We start from the raw sequence: 18,826 nt of genomic DNA on the forward strand, positions 1-18,826 counted from the left end.
TACTTTTGAGTTAACATTACCAGTCAAAAGCTAAGCGCGATTAACGCTACAGGCACGATTGAGAGCACACTTTATGAAATTACTCCTTGTTGAAGATAACGCCCTACTTGTTGAAGAACTGCTAAAACAGCTTAAGCAAGCAGGCTATGTCACTGATGCTACCGACAAGATTAGCGAAGCTGATTATCTAATGAATGAAACCCAATATGATTGCGTGATCCTTGACATTGGCTTACCTGACGGTAATGGCCTTGAGTTGCTCGAGCGCTGGCGTGAACAAGGCATACATACACCGGTTATCATGCTAACTGCGCGGAGCCAATGGCATGAGAAAGTCGAAGGCTTTAACTCTGGCGCTGATGACTACTTAGGTAAACCTTTTCATACCCAAGAGCTACTTGTCAGGATCCAAGCGTTGATCCAACGTGCTCATGGTAAAGCCAACTCACCTAACAAACAGCTCACTTATGCTGGCGTTGCTTTAGACGAAGGACAGCAATCTGTCACTATAGGTGAAAATACCTTTGAGCTAACCGCAATGGAATTTAGGCTATTAAAGATATTCTTAATGTCACCTAAAAAACTCCTTTCAAAAGCGCAGCTCACCGATAAGTTATATCAATTTGACGACGAAAAAGAGAGTAATGTTGTTGAAGTATACGTCACTCACCTTCGTAAAAAATTGGGTAAAACCGCTATCGAAACACGTCGCGGCCAGGGGTATATTTTTCACGGCGTGGTGCAATGATATCCATCCGTAGCAAACTAAGCCTGTGGTTAACAGGCTTAGTTGTTATCGCCACAATAGTGGCGCTGGTCTTTTTCGAGTCCATGCTACGCCAAGCCTTCCATGATTCGATTATTGCAAGGCTGCAAGAAGATCTTCAACAAGTATTACTCGCCACTCACATCGAGGACGGCAGCCTCAGCATTGATCAAACCCAACTTTCAAATTTCTATAAACCCGTCTATTCAGGTCGCTACTATCAACTTGATCTGCCAGAGCAGGAGCTAAGATCGCGGTCACTGTGGGATCAACGCTTAGAAGTTGCCGACTTAAAAGAGGGGGAGACGCGAGCATGGCAGACCAAGGGGCCACAAAATCATGATATTCAACTGTTATCGATAGGTCTTAATTCTGATACTTCAGGGCTCAATGCCACACTCACCGTAGCGCAAGACTTAAGTATTGGTCGCAAAATAGTCTCAGAAATTTATGGTACTAAGCTTATCGTCAATCTTGTTATGTTGATGGCAATGATAATGGGGATTTTTTTGGTGCTGCGTCAATCCTTTAAACCCGTCAGTCAAATGAAAGATACTTTGGCTCGGTTACGTGAAGGCGAAATATCTTCATTCGATCTCAATACCATCCCCTTAGAATTGCAACCATTAGCCTCGAACTATAATGAGCTTTTACTGTATTCGAGTAAGCAGATTGAGCGTAGTCGCAATAATTTAGGCAACTTAAGCCACGGGCTTAAAACGCCGCTAGCGGTCATGCAGCAACAAGTTGAAGTATTAGGCTTAAAAGATCCTGATTCTGCAGAAGCATTACAAAAACAACTCGATCTAGTGCATAAAATGATTGAGAGAAAGCTCGCTGCAGCGCGTATAACTGGTGATATGTTACCGGCGGCGCAAATGCAATTACCTAAAGATATTGAAGATCTGGTGCAGACTCTAAAAAAAGTGCATCGCACTAAGACCATCAATTGCCGCTTAGATATTCCAGCAGACATCAGACGACTCCCCATGCATCGCGAAGATGGCATGGAACTACTGGGTAACTTATTAGACAACGCGTTTAAATGGGCTGACACTGAAATTAGAGTATGTATCAGCAATCATGATCAGCAGCTCATTATCAGTATTGAAGATGATGGTCCAGGAGTGAAAACAGAAGAGTTGGCGCTATTGACTCATCGGGGAAAACGTTTAGATGAAGCCACCATGGGCCACGGACTCGGACTATCGATTGTTAAGGATATTGCCGAACAATATAAGATTGTATTGCAATTTCAACACAGCTTATCTTTATCCGGTCTTAAAGTGACACTGCATTTTTCGGTTTAATGCCAATGGCTTTATCAGCCGTAAAATCTAGACACAAAAAAGCCGGATTGACTCCGGCTTTTTTGTGTCTAATGCTAAAAATCTAGCACCCTGTTTAGTTCACCATTGAGCCAGTGGCCAAATTGACGATTTAATTCACATTAGTACTTTCAAAAATCTTATCGGCAGACGCAGCCACAAAGCCTGTGTAAAGCTCTCCGTCAGCTTTTGGATAACGTATAGCAAACTCATAAAAACAGCTAGGGATCTCAACCACAGCGTCTGAGAAGCTAACTTGAAGCTTATCTGCCATCGTTGACGACTGCTCGAGCAACACTTCAGCACTGCCCTTCACTTCACCACCAGCAGCATTAAGGACAAAACCGGCAGTTTTTAGTGCGTCATTCACTTCAAAAATGGTATCAAAGTTGGGTAAATGATTAATTGAAACCGTAAAGTGGTTAGCTCGGTAACCAAATGCCGCAACCCAAGCTGCATACTCACTTTCAGCTAATAACGACTCATAAGTCTTAGAATCAAGCGCCCAATGGCGTCCAGAATACAGGAAATTATCGGCAGTCGTTGCCGTTGGTTCTACCTGCTCAATTAGGCCTTTAATGGTCGTTTGGAGTTCATCACTAAACTCTTCGACCAACAACTCTGAGATGAACACCTTTGGCTGAGTGCTATCAGGATGTTCAAAATGCTTAGCGTTAAGCTTTTTAGCTTCAAACTTATAATCACCACAAGCGACATAACCGATTGATTCAAAATGTGCAGCGAGTACGTCAAGGTTAACCTTGCTGATATTAAACGTTCGCAGTGCAATATGATCATTGATGATCTTCTCGCCCTTAGAAAGTAACTGATGAACTTTAGCAGCAGAGGGTGCCATCTCAATATAATCTTGCCAAAGTGCTTCAAATAACGCGTTTACATTAGTGTGCATCGTTAACTCCTTTACGCCATCGTGCTTATTGTTTTTTATGTCACGCGGCTGTACACATTTGAGGGATTTAGCAGCTCCACCTAGGTTGGTAGGTAAGAGCTACTAATGCTTGCTAGATTTGCGTCGTATCAAATGTTGTTGATACTTGCTCAAAGGCTTTAACAGATTCAGCAAAGCCTTTGATATAAAGAAGTGCCCCGAAGCTCTTCCCTTTACCTTAAAACTAAATGCTCAAGCCTGGGCTCAATTTCGCCGGCAGACTCACTGCATCCGCTTCAACAGAAGCCACTGGATATGCACAGTAATCAGCGGCATAAAATGCGCTAGCTCTGTGATTACCCGATGCACCAACGCCACCAAATGGTGCCGCACCTGACGCACCTGTTATCTGCTTATTCCAGTTAACAATACCGGCACGAATACGCGCTAAAAAGTAATCATAATCTTCACGGTTATCAGCAAGTATACCGGCAGACAAACCATAGCGAGTAGCATTAGCCAGCTTGATTGCTTGATCAAAATCGCTATAACGGATCACTTGAAGTAGTGGACCGAAGTACTCCTCATCAGGCAATTCAATCACATCAGTCACATCAATCAGACCCGGTGAAACCAGACCCGTGCCCGCTTCTAGGTGAGTGAGTTCAACAAGTGGAGCTGCGCCCAAGTTAACTAAGTTACGCTGTGCTTCAACCATGCCTTTTGCGGCAGACTCTGAGATCATAGAGCCCATAAATGGTTGTGGCTGTGCATTCCACGCACCCACTTGAATCTTTTTAACGGCGGCAGCGAGTTGTTCAAGCAGTGCATCACCTTGCGCACCTTTCTCAACGTATAGACGACGAGCACAAGTGCAACGCTGACCTGATGAGATATAAGCAGATTGAATAATGTCATGTACTGCAGCTTTAGTATCTTCAACACCTTTAATAATAAGTGGGTTATTACCCCCCATTTCAAGTGCTAAGATTTTGCCTGGTTCACCGGCATATTGCTGATGCAAGATGTGACCCGTACGCGAGCTCCCCGTGAAGAACAAACCGTCGATTTGTGGATGAGCCGCAAGCGCCTTACCCGTTTCAACTTCGCCTTGAACAAGGTTAAGCACGCCAGCAGGTAGACCCGCTTTTTCCCAAAGCTTAAGCATTAGCTCTGCCACTTTAGGGGTTAATTCTGATGGCTTGAATACCACTGTGTTACCCGCAAGTAGCGCAGGTACAATATGGCCATTAGGCAAGTGACCAGGGAAATTATAAGGGCCAAATACCGCAACCACACCATGTGGCTTGTGACGCAATACAGCACGTCCTGCAGGGATCTCACTTTCAGACGTCCCCGTACGCTTATTATAAGCGGCCACTGACAAGCCGATTTTACCGATCATAGCGCCCGCTTCTGTTGCGGTTTCCCATTGTGGCTTACCCGTTTCTTGGGCAATCACTTCAGCCATATCGGCCTTATTGGCTTCTAGCTGATCACGGTATGCTTCAACAATCGCTAAACGCGCTTCAAAACCCAGCATAAACCAATCAAATTGCGCGTTACGCGCAGCATCAACCGCGGTATTAACTTGCGCTGGAGTTGCCGTTTTACTTGTCCAGATGACTTCTTGGTTTGCAGGGTTAATTGATGTCACATCGTGACCTAAACCTGCTATCCACTTACCTTCAATAAATTGTGTCATATTCTATTCCTACATGGCCAATACACGGATCTGCTCACCGTCTGCAACCATAAGGCCTGCAGCAGTTTCAGCGTCTAAGATCACGTTGTCATTGTCTTCTGATACAGCTAGATTTGCAGCTGTAGCGCGGTAATTTGCGAGTTGGGTGTTTGAAACGATATAGCTTGGTGCATCTGCTGGAGCATCACCAATGGTCACCGTTAACAGGCGGCTTTCGCGTATAGAGCGAATATCATGCAGGTTACATTCAACGGTGGGTCCACCATCAAAAATATCGACGTAACCTCGACATCTGAAACCTTCTGCCTGCAATAGATTAAGCGCGGGTCGAGTATTGGCATGTACTTCACCAATAACTTTTTGCGCTTCTTCTGGCAATAAACACACGTAAACTGCATTTTTTGGCATCATTTCCGCCATAAATGCCTTTTGTCCTAGGCCTGATAAATAATCAGCTTCAATAAAATCAATGCCTAAAAAGTGCTTTTGCAACCAATCATAAAAAGGCGAGTTACCCTCGTCATCGCTCTCGCCACGCATTTCAGCAATCACAGTTTCGCCAAAACGCGCGGCATGCTGTGCTAAAAAGAGAAAACGGCTTCGGGACAACATACGGCCATTGTTGTTCTTGCGGTAACTTCCTCGCAAGAACAAAGTGCATAGCTCTGCGGCGCCAGTATAGTCATGACATAAGGTTAACGTCTCGACTTCATTGCGCACGCCAATTTGCTCGGAATGGTAAACCTCTGTACCAAGACGGTAATGGTAGAACGCATCTTCCATACCAACAGCCGCTTCAATACCACAAGTACCAACGACTTCGCTGGTTTCTGTGTCTTCAAGCACCATTAAATAGCCTTCATCAAACGGCTTATCGACTTGTTTTTCAAACGAAGCTTCAACCCGCGCAATTTTGCGTCTAAGAAGATCTTCGTTTACAGGTAAAGATGTGAATCCATGTCCTGATTCTTCGGCTATTTGATATAGCGCGTCAAAATCAGTGGATCGGATTGGACGTATTATTAACATCTAGGAGTTTCCTCACTATCACTTGTCGCTATCAGGTAGGCATTGCCTTTAACAGGCAATACTGACACTGCAGCTATCAAGTATCCTAAAGACAAAAAAGAAGCGCTAAGGTGACCTAGCGCTTCGTTTGCCAATTTAGGCTGCGACTACTTTAGCGACAGCTCGCTCGAAACGCGCTAGGCCTTCAGCGATGTCAGCTTCAGGGATCACGAGTGAAGGTGTGAAACGCACAACATTTGCGCCAGCCACTAGGCTCATAACACCCTCTTCAATTCCTGCCACTAAAAACTCTTTAGCGCGTCCTTGATACTTTTCGTTTACCACGGCACCAAGCAACAGGCCTTGGCCACGGACTTCAGAGAAAACATCATACTTGTCATTGATCTTGCTCAGACCATCACGCAGCAATTGCTCACGCTTTTTAACGCCATCCAAGACTTCTGGAGTATTTACCACATCTAGTACTGCGTTACCGATAGCACAAGCAAGTGGATTACCACCGTAAGTTGAACCATGAGTACCTATCTTAAGGTGCTCAGCAATTTCTTTGGTTGTCAGCATCGCAGCGATTGGGAATCCGCCACCCAATGCTTTAGCGGTTGTCAGAATATCTGGTACTACATCGCCACGCATGTAAGCGTATAGTTCGCCTAGACGACCAACACCCGTTTGAACTTCATCAAATACAAGCAATGCATTGTGCTTATCACAAAGCGCGCGCACGGCTGTTAGAAACTCAGGATCAGCATCGATAATGCCGCCTTCACCTTGTAGTGGCTCCATCATTACTGCACAAGTCTTATCAGAAAAGACCGCTTCTAGTGCTGCAATATCATTGAATGGGACATGGGTGATGCTCTGTGGCTTTGGACCAAAACCGTCAGAGTAAGCCGCTTGACCGCCAACGCTTACCGTAAAGAAAGTACGACCATGGAATGCTTTATCAAATGCAATGATTTGATCTTTTTCAGCACCAAACTTATTCATCGCGTAACGACGAACTAGCTTAAGTGCAGCTTCATTGGCTTCAGCGCCAGAGTTAGCAAAATAAACACGCTCAGCAAATGTCGCTTCAACAAGCTTAGTGGCAAGCTCAAGAGCAGGTTCGTTAGTCATGACGTTAGATAGATGCCAAAGCTTCTCGCCTTGCTCTTTTAACGCACCAACCAAAGCAGGATGACAATGACCTAAACAGTTAACGGCAATACCACCAGCAAAATCGATAAACTCTTTACCTTCTTGATCCCAAACTCGGCTACCTTCGCCACGCACTGGGATTACTGCTGAAGGCGCATAGTTAGGCACCATAACTTCGTCAAACTGGGCACGTGTAAGATTCATTTTAACGCTCATTCCTTCCATCCTTTCAAATTATCGACCGCGATAAAGCCGTCGTATTCCGCTTGATGTCTTTATCTTTTATAGGTGACATCGCGGTTGCTTGTATTGCTAGGAAGACATTATTAGCGAAAACGTGATCAAAATACCAGTTTTTCACAACCTTCATCGGACCAAACACGCCTTATAGTGCATAAAGAGTTGAGATTTAGAATTATCAAAGCGTATATGGCGGGGGTTTAAGCATAATTAGTCATAAAAAAGTTATCTAGCGCCTCTGAATACTAAATATTCAGCATTACTGCATAACTAGTTCACCGAAATGGCGTATATAGGCTCAGTTAGCGTAAATTAGACAGTTTTTTGACCAAGATTTGATTAACTAACCAAAAGAGTCTAAATGATAAATAATTGTATACTATTTAGTGGCGGAAATTAGCGGATGTTTGGACGGCTATTCGATGTTCAATGAGATTAATCAACATGGGAGAATGAGTCTACGATTGTACAATGAGCACTCTTCATTATAGCGGGCTTAAAACAGTGCTAATTTACGATAGTTTTTTCCATTCAAACGGATCAACTCTTGCTCGGAGATTTCATAGTAATCGTACATTAAACGGCATTCATGGGAGGTGATATTACCCGCCTCTTTTAATAGATAGACCCTCGCAAAACAGTTAGCTCTTTCGATAAGTGCTGAATCTTCATCAAGATCGGCATATTTAAGACTCTCATCAATCGCTTTAAACGTTTTGGTTAAACGGCTCTGTTCAAAACTCAGCTGATTAAGTAACTGCCAATTGAGCGGACCACTGTGCGTTAACGCTTGCTGATAAACATCAATCGCCGGAAACTCAGTTGCCATGATTGCATCATAAAGTTCTTTATCTCCGCTAGCACTGGCTTCTCTCAACCAACTCCCCAACGTAGCATCAAACATCTTAGCGCAATTGCTAATAACGCAAGTTGTTCCAAGCTGACTCATCAAGCTACAACTGTAGGCAAAAGCGCGGTCCTTATTGTGTAACTCAACTAAGGCCTGAGCCGCTATCGCACTTATAACGCTGTAACGCCATAGTTTACGAGTCACCCACAACAGTTGAGGCTGACCACTCGGCATGAGGTAACGCAGGCAAAAATAGGGGATTAACGCTTGCAGGTTTTCAATACCAATGTAGTTAAGCACGAGTTTGATATCAGTCACTTGAATGTCTGAAGTTTGTGGGCGTCGATGCCGAAACATCGGACTATTGATCATATTAACTAAGTCACGCTGTAACCAAGGTAAGTCCATGACTAACGGGCGTATACGTGACAGATCAACTCGCTTTGAATACAGTAGCTCAAGTAAGAGGATTTGCTTTTCATCGAGCTTAGAATGCTCAAGTACCAGCTCTGGCGACGACAACTGATGTTCAATAGCACGGTTAACACTGGTAATCAGTTGGGCCGAAACAACCTTGTACAACGCTTGGGCTTTATTCTGCTTCTCTATTCGTGCTCGAATAGCGTCTCTTTCAATTTCGAGTTTATTGGCATCATCTTCAAGCTCTGCGTGGATCTCATCAGGAATAGAGACAGGTTTGCCTTTGCCAACAATGAGTAACTCTTGCAGCCTATGCTCTATCTCTATAATTTTGCCGGGTTTAACTCCACCCGCTACCGAAATTGCCACTAATTAACCTATCCCAAAATATCAATTCTACCAACTGCAACTAACGGCAATACAACCTCGCCGTCCATTCACCGTCTCCACATAGACAAAAATCCAGATCTCTCTGGATTTTTATCGGCTCAACAGCTAACTAATTGAGTATTTAATCTGAAGTCGAATTACGTCGAGTTCGTTAATTCATTTCCCAAGCGCGGTATGTGCGCCCTTTCAATTTACCATTAACAATTTTATGCAACGCACGCTTTGCGACTTTACGATTAACCGCGACGTAAGCACGATAATCAGTGATTTTGATTTTACCAACTTCACTACCATCAATGCCATCTTCACCCGTAAGTGCTCCTAAAATATCGCCTGGACGCAACTTCTGCTTTTTACCGCCTTCGATTTGCAACGTGATCATGCTTGGTTGAGTAGGGTAAGTGTCGAGTAAGCTCTCTGCAGGCAGCGCTTCATTGACAATATCGCGCTCAAGATAATCTTCAAGCAACGCAATTTTATATCCATCTTCATCGTTATAAAACGTATATGCGGCGCCTTGACTGCCAGCACGTCCAGTACGACCAATACGATGAATGTGAACTTCAGTGTCAAAAGCAACCTGGTAGTTAATCACAGCATCAAGCGCGTCAATGTCTAATCCACGCGCCGCAACGTCTGTTGCCACCATAATAGACACACTTTTGTTGGCGAACTGCAGTAGCGTTTGATCGCGATCTCGTTGCTCGAGATCGCCATGCAGTGCCACTACGCTAAAACCGTCGTTCTTCAGCTGCGCAGCAACATCTTTAGTTTCGCGCTTGGTATTACAAAATACCACAGCACTATCTGGACGATGCTGCAGTAACAGCAATTTTAGTGCGCGCATACGGTCATTAGGATTACCCACTTCATAGAAGTGTTGGTCAATCGTACTTGTTTCATGCGTCGAAGCGACTTTAACCATGACAGGTTTGAACATAATCGTATTGGCAATAGACTTAATCTGATCAGGGAATGTTGCGCTGAAAAGTAATGTCTGACGTTCAACTGGAATCTGCTCAATAATGGCTTCAAGTTCAACTTGAAAGCCCATATCTAACATACGGTCAGCTTCATCCAACACCAAGGTGTGCACATTATCTAAATCTAAGCGGTTACGATCTAAGTGATCGATAATACGTCCTGGAGTCCCCACAATGATGTGCGCGCCGTGCTCTAGCGAACCAATTTGTGGGCCCATAGGAACACCACCACAAAGAGTCAACACCTTAATATTGTGAATACCGCGGGCTAACGTACGGATCTCTTTGGCCACTTGGTCAGCCAGTTCTCGTGTTGGACACATCACTAAACACTGGATGCGGAATCGCTTAACGTCCAATTTATGCAGCAGACCCAAACCGAATGCGGCTGTTTTACCCGAGCCTGTTTTGGCTTGGCCAATGACATCTTCCCCATTAAGGATCGCTGGTAAGCTCTGAGCTTGGATCGGTGTCATCGACTCAAAACCCATTGTGGTTAAGTTGTCGAGTAGCTCAGTTTTGAGCTTTAGGGTTGAAAACGGCACTTGGCCATCGGTGTCGAGGACTGATTGAGTCAAAGTTTCTTTCCTAAGTATTTACCGCGAGAATGAAGCTCATTGCTGGCAGAGTTTATCTCACCAGTTCAATACCGTCGGCGGTTTGGCCGATTCTCAACAGCAATAAAATATAGTGACAAGAGCCTTAAAATCACAAGGCTTAAAATGTCGATGATGAATGCTAACTATTATAGCGCGCTATTGTAGCAGTTATTACAATAGATGCAGCATTCCCACGCTTTTGCAGCAACAAATACTGCGCGTAGCAGTAGATTAAACCCTGTGCTTTACCTTTAAGGCTTTGCCCCTTATGTTAAAACTAACTTTTAAGGGTCAATCAACTATCATGTCTGTTAAAACATCGCTTATGCCATATCTTGCACAGTGCTTATCCAGTGATACGTCACTTAACTGCAAACGATATCTGTTTGAGTTTAAACGTAAGCTGCTACGTCAACCTCACAGTCTCAAAGTGTTTATCAAAATAGATGACCCTTACAGCTATATCCTGCTGCAAGCGCTAGCGCATTTTATACCGCGCTACGGGTCATCAATGCCGCTCAATATTGTATTTTATCCGTTAATATCAGTCCCAGATAATGCCTTTCCTGAACCCGTCTTGTGGAAAAAAAATGCCGTATCAGACTGTCAGTATTTAGCCAAGCTGTATTACTTTGACTCCGTTAACAGCGGTATTGAACATCATCAATCTGACAAAGTCGTCGCGACAAAAGCGCTACTTGCCTGTGGGTCGACTGCAGCCGATATACGTCATTTAGTCAAAATATTTGCCGATTTCTGGCAAGATGAAAACCGCCCTCAACGTAAAAAAACGTTCCAGTTCAGCCCCCAAGAGAAAACCAGCTTAAGCCGCAACAGTGTTTTAATACAAAAACTTGGACACTATCAAACGGGCACGATCCATTATGCTGGAGAATGGTATTGGGGAGTTGATAGATTAGCCTATTTAGAGCAACGCTTGATTAGCTTGTACAAATTGCCTTTGCAGCCCATATTCACCAAAACAAGATTGAAACTCGACGCTACATCCACATTGAAACAAGCCGAGATTCCAAACTATGACCAACATAACAAAAGACTCACGCTATATTTTTCAATACGCAGCCCTTACTCCCACTTGGGTTTAGAGCAAGCGGTATTACTCGCCAATAAATATCAAATCCCTCTCACCATCAAGCCTGTTCTGCCGATGGTGATGCGCGGTTTAGCGGTACCAAACGCAAAGAAGATGTATATATTTCATGACACCAAACGCGAAGCATGCCGCTTAAATATCGATTACGGTAAAGTCGCCGATCCTTTAGGGCTGGGAGTTGAACGCTGCTACGCCCTATTTGAATATGCCGAGGCGCAAGGCAAAGGAACGGAGTACTTATTAAATTACTCAAGAGCAGTCAACAGCCAAGGATTACATAGCGATACCGATAAAGGGTTGAAGATAATCGTCGAACGGAGTGGCTTAGATTGGGCACATGCGCAGAGCTTACTAAAGCTATCAAGCTGGCGCCAATGGGCACAACACAATCTTGATGAGATGATGCAACTCGGCCTTTGGGGAGTACCGAGTTTTAGTTACCAAAGCAATATCCTAGCAGGAAGTATTCAACATGGCGGTAAGCAACAAGACTCTAGCCAACAACTAAGCGTGTGGGGCCAGGATAGATTGGCAAGAATTGAGCAGTTTATCCAAAGCCAACGTCTTTAAGACGTTGGCAAAGATGGCTTAAATGGTTGCAGAAATTTAACGCTTAGAGCGTTTCACCACGTAAGGTTTTACTCAAGCGTTCAACCCACCAATTTATCGCATCTTTAGCATCGTCGGTCGAATCAATCATGGTGCTTAGATCTTTGTTTCCGCCCCTACGATCTATCACCGCGACGATGGGTTTGCCCGTTTGGGCATCGCTAATCATAAGCTCAATCGTGGCACTGCCGACGTTGGTATGCTCGCCAGTCACTATTTTAGAGATACTCGAAATGCCGAGTCCAACAGGCATGATACTGCTGGTCACTGCCAGAATGGGGTTAGGTGTTTCAATATTAGTTAGCGCGACACTCACTCTCAGGGTTTTATCGGTTGCCTTGTCGACCAAGGTAAAGCGGTTGCTGGCTTTCTCCTTAATTTTATCCATAAGGTATTTAGACACCTCGACAATGTCTTGATCATCGAGCCCGTCATATCTGTCCTTATCATCAAGCAGTAACCAAGCCTGATCGACGATAACATTGTCATAACGGTTTAAAATCTGATTAAGATCCGCCACGCTTTTGATATTAGGCTGCGCCCAAACTAAGTCGCTACCACCTTCTGGTCCAGCTCTGAAATCCTCAAACGTACTGAACATTTGCGATTTTCGGTAATCTTGAACTGTTCCACAGCCCACCAGCAATAACATGCAACCTATAACAACCAAGCGAGCGATATTCATTTTGTTTCCTAATAAACAATTCAATATAAGCAGTAGCCCATATATACCGCGCAAAGTTTAAACGACAACAAAACAAATGTACAGATAAATACACACGTGTATAGTCATTAATAGTGACCCGCTATTGGCTATTCAGGTTTAAAGACACCAATCACCGCACCGGTGGCTTTTTTAACGATTTTTTCATCAGTTTGCTGCTCGCGATAATCGCACTCAACACATTCAACCGTTTCAATACCATTTTCTTTAAATAGCACGATAGATTCTTTCGCTTGGCACTTCGGACACTTTGCACCTGCAACAAATCTTTTCTTTACTTTCTTCGTGGTGGTGGTCATCAATTAGAGCCCTAAGGGTAAATTCGTGCCATTTTGCCACAAAAGCACAAATAAGCCGAACCATAGCGACAGTTTTCGCAGCTTGGTCATAGCCGCCAGACTAGATTCTGGGCTATTATCCCCAGCAATAATTGCTTTCACTCAGACTCAAGCCGGCATAAATGATCACCATCACTCAAGCTCAACTCGTTCGCGGGTCTAAAATCCTGCTAGATGAAACCTCATTAACCGTTTATCCAGGCCATAAAGTCGGTCTCGTGGGTGCTAACGGTACAGGAAAATCCTCACTTCTAGCGCTAATTCTAGGCAAGATAAGTTTAGACAAAGGCGACTTCGGTATGCCGTCTGGTTGGCAAACAGCAACCGTCGCCCAGGAAACACCCGCACTGGATGTTGCAGCCATTGAATATGTGATTGACGGTGATACTGAATATCGTGAGCTTGGAGCTCAATTGCTGCAAGCCCAAGAGCTTGACGACGGGCATAAGATTGCCCTACTACACGGTAAAATAGAGGCCATAGGCGGCTATGCGATTCGTAGCCGTGCAGCCAGTTTACTTGCTGGACTTGGTTTTGGCGAAGCAGAACAGTCTAACCCAGTAAAAAGTTTCTCGGGGGGTTGGCGCATGCGCTTAAACTTAGCCCAAGCACTATTATGCCGCTCAGACTTATTACTACTTGATGAACCCACCAACCACTTAGACTTAGATACCATGTACTGGTTGGAAGGCTGGATTAAAGCCTACCAAGGTACATTAATTTTGATCAGTCACGATCGTGACTTTATCGACGGCATTGTTGATGAAATCGTCCATGTAGAACATCAAAAATTGAATTACTACAAAGGTAACTACACCGCCTTTGAACATGTCCGTGCCGAGCGTATGGCGCAGCAGCAAGTTGCCTATGAACGTCAGCAGAAAGAACGTGCGCATATGCAGACATTTGTGGATCGTTTCAGATACAAAGCCAGTAAAGCAAAACAAGCCCAGAGCCGTTTAAAGGCGCTTGAACGCATGGCAGAACTATTGCCATCACAAGCTGATAGCCCTTTTCATATGTCATTTAGAGAGCCTGAAGCATTGCCTAATCCGCTGGTCGCCATGGAACAAGTGTCTGTTGGTTATGGTGAGACAGAAATTCTTAAAAAGGTGCAACTAAACCTAGTGCCAGGAGCACGTATTGGTTTGCTCGGCAGAAATGGTGCCGGTAAATCAACCTTAGTTAAGCTGCTTTCCGGCGAGCTGTCGCCAATGAAAGGTAAATATGAAACTAACCCAGGGTTAAACATTGGCTACTTTGCACAGCATCAATTAGAGTTTCTGAGCTTAGACGATACGCCATTGCAACACCTCGCACGCCTCGCACCAAATACAAAAGAGCAAGAGTTGCGTAACTTTCTTGGCGGTTATGGCTTTAACGGTGATATGGCTGTTGCACCTGTGCGCCCCTTCTCCGGTGGCGAAAAAGCGCGTTTAGTATTGGCGCTACTGGTGTGGCAACGCCCTAACCTATTGCTACTTGATGAACCCACCAACCACTTAGATTTAGAGATGCGCCATGCGCTCACTATGGCGCTACAATCATTTGAAGGTGCAATGATTATTGTATCGCACGATAGACATTTACTGCGTCTTAGCTGCAGTGATTACTACCTAGTGGATCAAGGTGAAGTTAAAAGCTTTGAAGGGGATTTGGACGATTATCATCAATGGTTACTTGATGCTGCTAAGGCCGCAAACAAAGACGATACAGGGACAACAGCTAAGCCCACTCAAGACAAAAAACAGCAAAAGCGTTTGGAAGCGGAGTTAAGACAAAAGCTATCTCCGATGAAGAAAGTCCAAACAAAGCTGGAGAAAGAGCAACAAAAGGCAAATGACCGCTTAGGTGAACTAGAGCAGATGCTGGCAGACAGCAGCCTTTATGACGCTGACAACAAAACAAAACTGACTAAAGTCCTCAGTGAGCGAACCACACTCACTCAAGGGTTAGAAGAGAGCGAAATGGAGTGGTTAGAAGTTCAAGAAGAAATTGAAAAGATGGAACAAATAGTCCGAGCTTCACTCTAACGACTTACATAACATAAAGGGGCATTAAGCCCCTTTTTTAATGGACGGTAATCATGACACTTCTCAACACATTAGACTTGAGCCTGTGGAAAGACTGCGACGACATTTACCTCAAACACCAACAACAATGCCTTCGTTTACAGGACGAACATCAGGTCAATGTGAACTTGTTGCTGCTCGCACTTTGGTTAGACACCCAAGAGTACTTGCTGTCAGCCACGCAATGGCAAACTCTACAACAAGACACATTTAAGTGGGAAGCTAGAGTACTTTTACCCTACCGTAAACTGCGCCGCCTAAGTAAGTCATGCCTAGAAAAAGCTGAATACCAGCAAATGCTGGACGTGGAACTGATGCTTGAACGTAAATCTCAAAGGCTGATTTTACGCAGCCTAAACACACTCGTATGCCAAGGCGACGGCAGTAACCTAACCGGTTATTTAGCCCTGTTTAATCTGTGCAGTGAGCACTACCCATCATTAAAAATATAACCGTTTACATATAAAAAATGCCCATCTCAACGACGGGCATTTTTATTAGCTTACTTAAGTTTTAACGAAACTTAGAAAACCAATTCTACACCGGCAAAGTAACCTTTGAACTGCATATCTGCTGTAACGCCGTCAAAGCCATTTACATCAAACTTAAAATCACGGTAACCCGCACGGATACGATAGTCCAACGCAGTACCATCAAAGTTCCAACCAAGACCCACTGAATAATCGTAAACGCTTGACTCATCAACGCCCATCATCACATCGGCAAAACCGTAAAGGCCAAGGCCAGGAATGCCTACCTGTGCATCGACATAACCCATCACAATACCGCTATCGATATTTTTCTGAGAATTTTCTCGACCATTATTACTGCTATTATTGACTCGGAATTTGCCGTCCATCTTCTTGTAAGCAGCACCGAGATCAAGTGAAACGATGTCGTTATCTAATATTTCATAATACAGTACGAAATCTGTGTTACTTAAATCTGAGTCAGTCGTCACGTCGCCAGTATAAGTATTACCACCAAATTCAAAGTTCGTCACGTTAGCACTGCCATTCGCGCTCAGGCTATTTTGTCTGATCTTAACATTTGGCACTAGCGGGATCGGATGTTCAATCGCAAGCCAAATGCTACCTTGTGAAGAATCTTTATGGTTAAACTCTTGCTGTGGTTGGCCCTTCTCAGCGAAAGTACCACTGGTATCAGCTTGCCAGTAATCGCCACCTACTTTAAAACCAATAACAGAAGCAGCATGAGCAGAAGTGCCTACTAAAGAGCCTAATAGTGCACACGCCAATAATGTTTTTTTCATAGTTAACCTTGAGTTAATAAGTTAGTTAAATCGATAACCGCGGCATTTGCGCGGGAGACATAATTTGCCATCACTAATGAGTGATTAGCGACAACCCCAAAGCCTGAACCATTAAGGATCAATGGGCTCCAAACGGATTGTTGTGTTTCTTCAAGTTCGCGAATGATTTGACGAAAACTCACTTGAGCATTCTTTTTCTTCAGTACATCTGCAAAATCAACTTCAACCGCTTTCATGAAATTAAGCAGCGCCCATGTTGCCCCACGAGTTTCATAGAAAACATCATCAATTTTCCACCAACTGGTCTTAATTTCTTGCGCGATATAACCTGGTGTTGATTGCTTTGCTGCACTATCACCTGATAAATCGGTATTAAGCCTTTCTTGGCCAACGCTCGCTGACAGTCGTTGCGACATACTGCCTAAGCGCTTTTGGATCTCTTTCAACCATTCATTTAGGTTGTCTGCTCGGGCATAGAACTGCGCATCTGGATTCTCTGACGTAATCATTCGAGCGCGATAGAGCTTCAACAGCTTAACGGCATCGCGATACTCACTTTCAGCACTGGGTACCAACCAACTCGTGTGCTCAATGTTCAGTTTTGAATGCGCGGCAAGTAGATCTTTATCAGCTGTTGACTGAGACTGAGAACGGCTAAACTCTTTACGCATAATCAGCGCTAAATCTCTAGCCTGTTCAATCGCACCAAATTCAAATGCGGGCATATTATCCATCAAGATTGAAGGCGGTGTGACGTCATTCGATAACCAGCCGCCAGGTTTATCCAGCAATGCCTCAACCGTTAAGATAAGCGATGTTGTCGTGGCATAACCAATTACTTGGCGCCCATTATCTTGCTTATAAACCTCTTGTTCGATGACATCAGGTTCAGCACTCCACCAAATAGCGATAAGGTAACCAATAAAACAAATTAAAGCAGCTAGCGCTACGCCTTTTTTCCAGGTCATTTTCATTAACAATTACTCCTTAATGATGGTGATGTTGATGTTCAGACTCTGCGGAGCCAGCCTGCTTTTTAACGGGCAGCGAAATCACTTGCTGTTTACCGTCTGCGAACCTGAGAGTTAAATCTACTTTGCTCTCTTCGGCTAAGGGCGCGATCAATCCCAACAACATGATGTGATTTCCCGATTCAGAGAGTACCAAGCTGCCATGAGAGTCTATGTCAAAGCCATCAACTTGGCGCATTTTTATCATGCCATCTTCATCAATAAGTGTATGCAGTTGCGCTTCTTTCGCAAAAGGCGCTTCAACAGCAATAAGCCGTGTTGCCGGTCCATGATTTTCTAAAGTGATATAAGCAGCGGTATTGGGCACGCTTGGCGGCATTGCACGAACGTAACCATCAACAAGCACCACTTGCGCAAAAGCCGTAAACGAGAAACAGCTCAGCAGGGTGAGGTTAAACAGTTGTTTGAATATTTGCTTCAATGTCTTAAACTCCATTTTAAAATCTAATTCGCAACATGAGGACATAACGAATGAGTACTATTCAGATTAAGGACGATAATGGGGTACGTATTATTACGTTTAATCGTCCAGACAAGCGCAACGCGCTCAACCTTCAAATGTATACACAGCTAACAGAATACCTTATCCAAGGTGAATCGGACAATGAAATTCGAGCCTTTATGTTTCGTGGTCAAGCTGAGTGTTTTACTTCTGGTAATGATATTGCTGACTTTTTAAAAAATAGTAACTTAGGTGTGAAACACCCCGCTTTCAGATTCCTATTTTGCCTACTTGATTTAAAAAAACCGGTCGTCGCTGCCGTTACTGGCGCAGCGGTTGGCATTGGTACAACCTTGCTATTACATTGCGATTTGGTCTATGCCGATACCACCGCTAAATTCCAACTGCCATTTGTCAAACTAGCACTTGTGCCTGAAGCTGGAGCAAGTCTGCTATTGCCTCAAGTTATCGGCCATGTGAAAGCCGCTGAACTTCTGATGTTGGGCGAAAGCTTTAATGCAGCAACAGCACACACATATGGGCTTATTAACGAAGTTGTTGCAACGGAAGATATTTTTGAATATGCACTGAATAAAGCAAAGAAGTTGGCAGAGCAACCGCCTATTTCACTACAAACAACCAAGCAGTTAATGCGTTATAACAAAGAAGAAATAAGAGCGCAGATGGAAAAAGAATTGGTTGAGTTTGGTACTAGGCTGGCAAGTGATGAAGCAAAATCTCGTTTCGCTGCATTTCTAAAGAAATAGCTCGTAGCCTAAATAAGCTAAAATGTCAGAAAGTATGCTTGCTTATATCAATATCGATTTTAGCGAGCATACCTTCTTGAATAACAAATCATCTCACCTAGTATCCAATTGCTGTAGTCC

At 44.0% G+C, this 18,826-nt stretch carries 17 protein-coding genes; 6 read left to right on the forward strand and 11 right to left on the reverse strand.

Features of this window, described 5'->3' with window-relative positions; translation table 11 throughout:
• Nucleotides 1-73: 73 nt before the first annotated feature.
• Nucleotides 74-748, forward strand: coding sequence for a response regulator transcription factor (locus CXF83_RS19960; protein ID WP_101092557.1), 675 nt, complete (start codon nucleotides 74-76; stop codon nucleotides 746-748).
• Nucleotides 745-2,076 (forward strand): ATP-binding protein, encoded by a 1,332-nt coding sequence (locus CXF83_RS19965; RefSeq protein ID WP_101092558.1) that lies wholly within the window; start codon nucleotides 745-747, stop codon nucleotides 2,074-2,076. Before CXF83_RS19960 ends, CXF83_RS19965 begins: the two co-directional genes overlap by 4 nt.
• Before the next feature lie 130 nt (nucleotides 2,077-2,206).
• On the opposite strand, the gene CXF83_RS19970 is transcribed toward CXF83_RS19965, so the two are convergent.
• From CXF83_RS19970 to dbpA, 6 genes are all read right to left on the reverse strand, one after another.
• Nucleotides 2,207-3,004, reverse strand: a complete 798-nt coding sequence (locus CXF83_RS19970; protein WP_101092559.1) for a DUF1338 domain-containing protein — start codon at nucleotides 3,002-3,004, stop codon at nucleotides 2,207-2,209.
• A 223-nt stretch (nucleotides 3,005-3,227) separates the two neighbouring features.
• On the reverse strand, nucleotides 3,228-4,688 hold the full coding sequence (gene astD, locus CXF83_RS19975) for a succinylglutamate-semialdehyde dehydrogenase (protein ID WP_101092560.1): 1,461 nt from the start codon (nucleotides 4,686-4,688) through the stop codon (nucleotides 3,228-3,230).
• A gap of 9 nt (nucleotides 4,689-4,697) precedes the next feature.
• Nucleotides 4,698-5,717, reverse strand: a complete 1,020-nt coding sequence (gene astA / locus CXF83_RS19980; protein WP_101092561.1) for an arginine N-succinyltransferase — start codon at nucleotides 5,715-5,717, stop codon at nucleotides 4,698-4,700.
• A 135-nt stretch (nucleotides 5,718-5,852) separates the two neighbouring features.
• A complete protein-coding gene (locus CXF83_RS19985; RefSeq protein ID WP_101092562.1) occupies nucleotides 5,853-7,070 on the reverse strand; it encodes an aspartate aminotransferase family protein in 1,218 nt (405 codons plus the stop codon).
• A 520-nt stretch (nucleotides 7,071-7,590) separates the two neighbouring features.
• Nucleotides 7,591-8,733, reverse strand: coding sequence for an HDOD domain-containing protein (locus CXF83_RS19990; RefSeq protein WP_101092563.1), 1,143 nt, complete (start codon nucleotides 8,731-8,733; stop codon nucleotides 7,591-7,593).
• A 172-nt stretch (nucleotides 8,734-8,905) separates the two neighbouring features.
• Complete coding sequence (gene dbpA, locus CXF83_RS19995; protein ID WP_101092621.1) at nucleotides 8,906-10,282, reverse strand: ATP-dependent RNA helicase DbpA; 1,377 nt, start codon at nucleotides 10,280-10,282, stop codon at nucleotides 8,906-8,908.
• 358 nt (nucleotides 10,283-10,640) lie between these two features.
• Between dbpA and CXF83_RS20000 the strand changes: the two genes are divergently transcribed.
• Entirely contained in the window at nucleotides 10,641-12,020 is a 1,380-nt protein-coding gene (locus CXF83_RS20000) for a DsbA family protein (RefSeq protein ID WP_157822936.1), read from the forward strand.
• A 43-nt stretch (nucleotides 12,021-12,063) separates the two neighbouring features.
• On the opposite strand, the gene CXF83_RS20005 is transcribed toward CXF83_RS20000, so the two are convergent.
• Both CXF83_RS20005 and CXF83_RS20010 read right to left on the reverse strand, forming a co-directional pair.
• Nucleotides 12,064-12,744: a DUF3313 domain-containing protein gene (locus CXF83_RS20005; RefSeq protein WP_101092565.1), complete on the reverse strand. Its 681-nt coding sequence runs from the start codon at nucleotides 12,742-12,744 to the stop codon at nucleotides 12,064-12,066.
• Between the two features lie 128 nt (nucleotides 12,745-12,872).
• Nucleotides 12,873-13,082: a YheV family putative zinc ribbon protein gene (locus CXF83_RS20010; RefSeq protein ID WP_101092566.1), complete on the reverse strand. Its 210-nt coding sequence runs from the start codon at nucleotides 13,080-13,082 to the stop codon at nucleotides 12,873-12,875.
• A gap of 161 nt (nucleotides 13,083-13,243) precedes the next feature.
• Here CXF83_RS20010 and CXF83_RS20015 point away from each other — a divergent pair, with 161 nt between their 5' ends.
• Nucleotides 13,244-15,154: an ABC transporter ATP-binding protein gene (locus CXF83_RS20015; RefSeq protein WP_101092567.1), complete on the forward strand. Its 1,911-nt coding sequence runs from the start codon at nucleotides 13,244-13,246 to the stop codon at nucleotides 15,152-15,154.
• Nucleotides 15,155-15,207: 53 nt separating this feature from the next.
• Nucleotides 15,208-15,645: a TIGR02444 family protein gene (locus CXF83_RS20020; protein ID WP_101092568.1), complete on the forward strand. Its 438-nt coding sequence runs from the start codon at nucleotides 15,208-15,210 to the stop codon at nucleotides 15,643-15,645.
• A gap of 71 nt (nucleotides 15,646-15,716) precedes the next feature.
• Here CXF83_RS20020 and CXF83_RS20025 read toward each other — a convergent pair whose 3' ends face one another.
• From CXF83_RS20025 to CXF83_RS20035, 3 genes are read right to left on the reverse strand one after another with little or no spacing between them, the layout of a single operon-like run.
• A complete protein-coding gene (locus CXF83_RS20025) occupies nucleotides 15,717-16,466 on the reverse strand; it encodes a TIGR04219 family outer membrane beta-barrel protein (protein WP_101092569.1) in 750 nt (249 codons plus the stop codon).
• A gap of 2 nt (nucleotides 16,467-16,468) precedes the next feature.
• Nucleotides 16,469-17,440 (reverse strand): DUF2333 family protein, encoded by a 972-nt coding sequence (locus CXF83_RS20030; protein WP_101092570.1) that lies wholly within the window; start codon nucleotides 17,438-17,440, stop codon nucleotides 16,469-16,471.
• A 13-nt stretch (nucleotides 17,441-17,453) separates the two neighbouring features.
• A complete protein-coding gene (locus CXF83_RS20035; RefSeq protein WP_101092571.1) occupies nucleotides 17,454-17,933 on the reverse strand; it encodes a copper chaperone PCu(A)C in 480 nt (159 codons plus the stop codon).
• Between the two features lie 35 nt (nucleotides 17,934-17,968).
• Here CXF83_RS20035 and CXF83_RS20040 point away from each other — a divergent pair, with 35 nt between their 5' ends.
• Entirely contained in the window at nucleotides 17,969-18,706 is a 738-nt protein-coding gene (locus CXF83_RS20040) for an enoyl-CoA hydratase-related protein (RefSeq protein ID WP_101092572.1), read from the forward strand.
• Nucleotides 18,707-18,826: the final 120 nt, after the last annotated feature.

The organism is Shewanella sp. Choline-02u-19 (genome assembly GCF_002836205.1).
Lineage (GTDB): Bacteria > Pseudomonadota > Gammaproteobacteria > Enterobacterales > Shewanellaceae > Shewanella.

Bases quoted from the DNA above. Each gene is read 5' to 3' on its own strand.
- astA (WP_101092561.1), bottom strand. From the start codon at position 5,717: ATGTTAATAATACGTCCAATCCGATCCACTGATTTTGACGCGCTATAT.
- CXF83_RS20040 (WP_101092572.1), top strand. From the start codon at position 17,969: ATGAGTACTATTCAGATTAAGGACGATAATGGGGTACGTATTATTACG.
- CXF83_RS20035 (WP_101092571.1), bottom strand. From the start codon at position 17,933: ATGGAGTTTAAGACATTGAAGCAAATATTCAAACAACTGTTTAACCTC.
- CXF83_RS20005 (WP_101092565.1), bottom strand. From the start codon at position 12,744: ATGAATATCGCTCGCTTGGTTGTTATAGGTTGCATGTTATTGCTGGTG.
- CXF83_RS20010 (WP_101092566.1), bottom strand. From the start codon at position 13,082: ATGACCACCACCACGAAGAAAGTAAAGAAAAGATTTGTTGCAGGTGCA.
- CXF83_RS20020 (WP_101092568.1), top strand. From the start codon at position 15,208: ATGACACTTCTCAACACATTAGACTTGAGCCTGTGGAAAGACTGCGAC.
- CXF83_RS20025 (WP_101092569.1), bottom strand. From the start codon at position 16,466: ATGAAAAAAACATTATTGGCGTGTGCACTATTAGGCTCTTTAGTAGGC.
- CXF83_RS20030 (WP_101092570.1), bottom strand. From the start codon at position 17,440: ATGAAAATGACCTGGAAAAAAGGCGTAGCGCTAGCTGCTTTAATTTGT.
- CXF83_RS19965 (WP_101092558.1), top strand. From the start codon at position 745: ATGATATCCATCCGTAGCAAACTAAGCCTGTGGTTAACAGGCTTAGTT.
- CXF83_RS19985 (WP_101092562.1), bottom strand. From the start codon at position 7,070: ATGAGCGTTAAAATGAATCTTACACGTGCCCAGTTTGACGAAGTTATG.
- CXF83_RS20015 (WP_101092567.1), top strand. From the start codon at position 13,244: ATGATCACCATCACTCAAGCTCAACTCGTTCGCGGGTCTAAAATCCTG.
- astD (WP_101092560.1), bottom strand. From the start codon at position 4,688: ATGACACAATTTATTGAAGGTAAGTGGATAGCAGGTTTAGGTCACGAT.
- CXF83_RS19960 (WP_101092557.1), top strand. From the start codon at position 74: ATGAAATTACTCCTTGTTGAAGATAACGCCCTACTTGTTGAAGAACTG.
- CXF83_RS19970 (WP_101092559.1), bottom strand. From the start codon at position 3,004: ATGCACACTAATGTAAACGCGTTATTTGAAGCACTTTGGCAAGATTAT.
- CXF83_RS20000 (WP_157822936.1), top strand. From the start codon at position 10,641: ATGTCTGTTAAAACATCGCTTATGCCATATCTTGCACAGTGCTTATCC.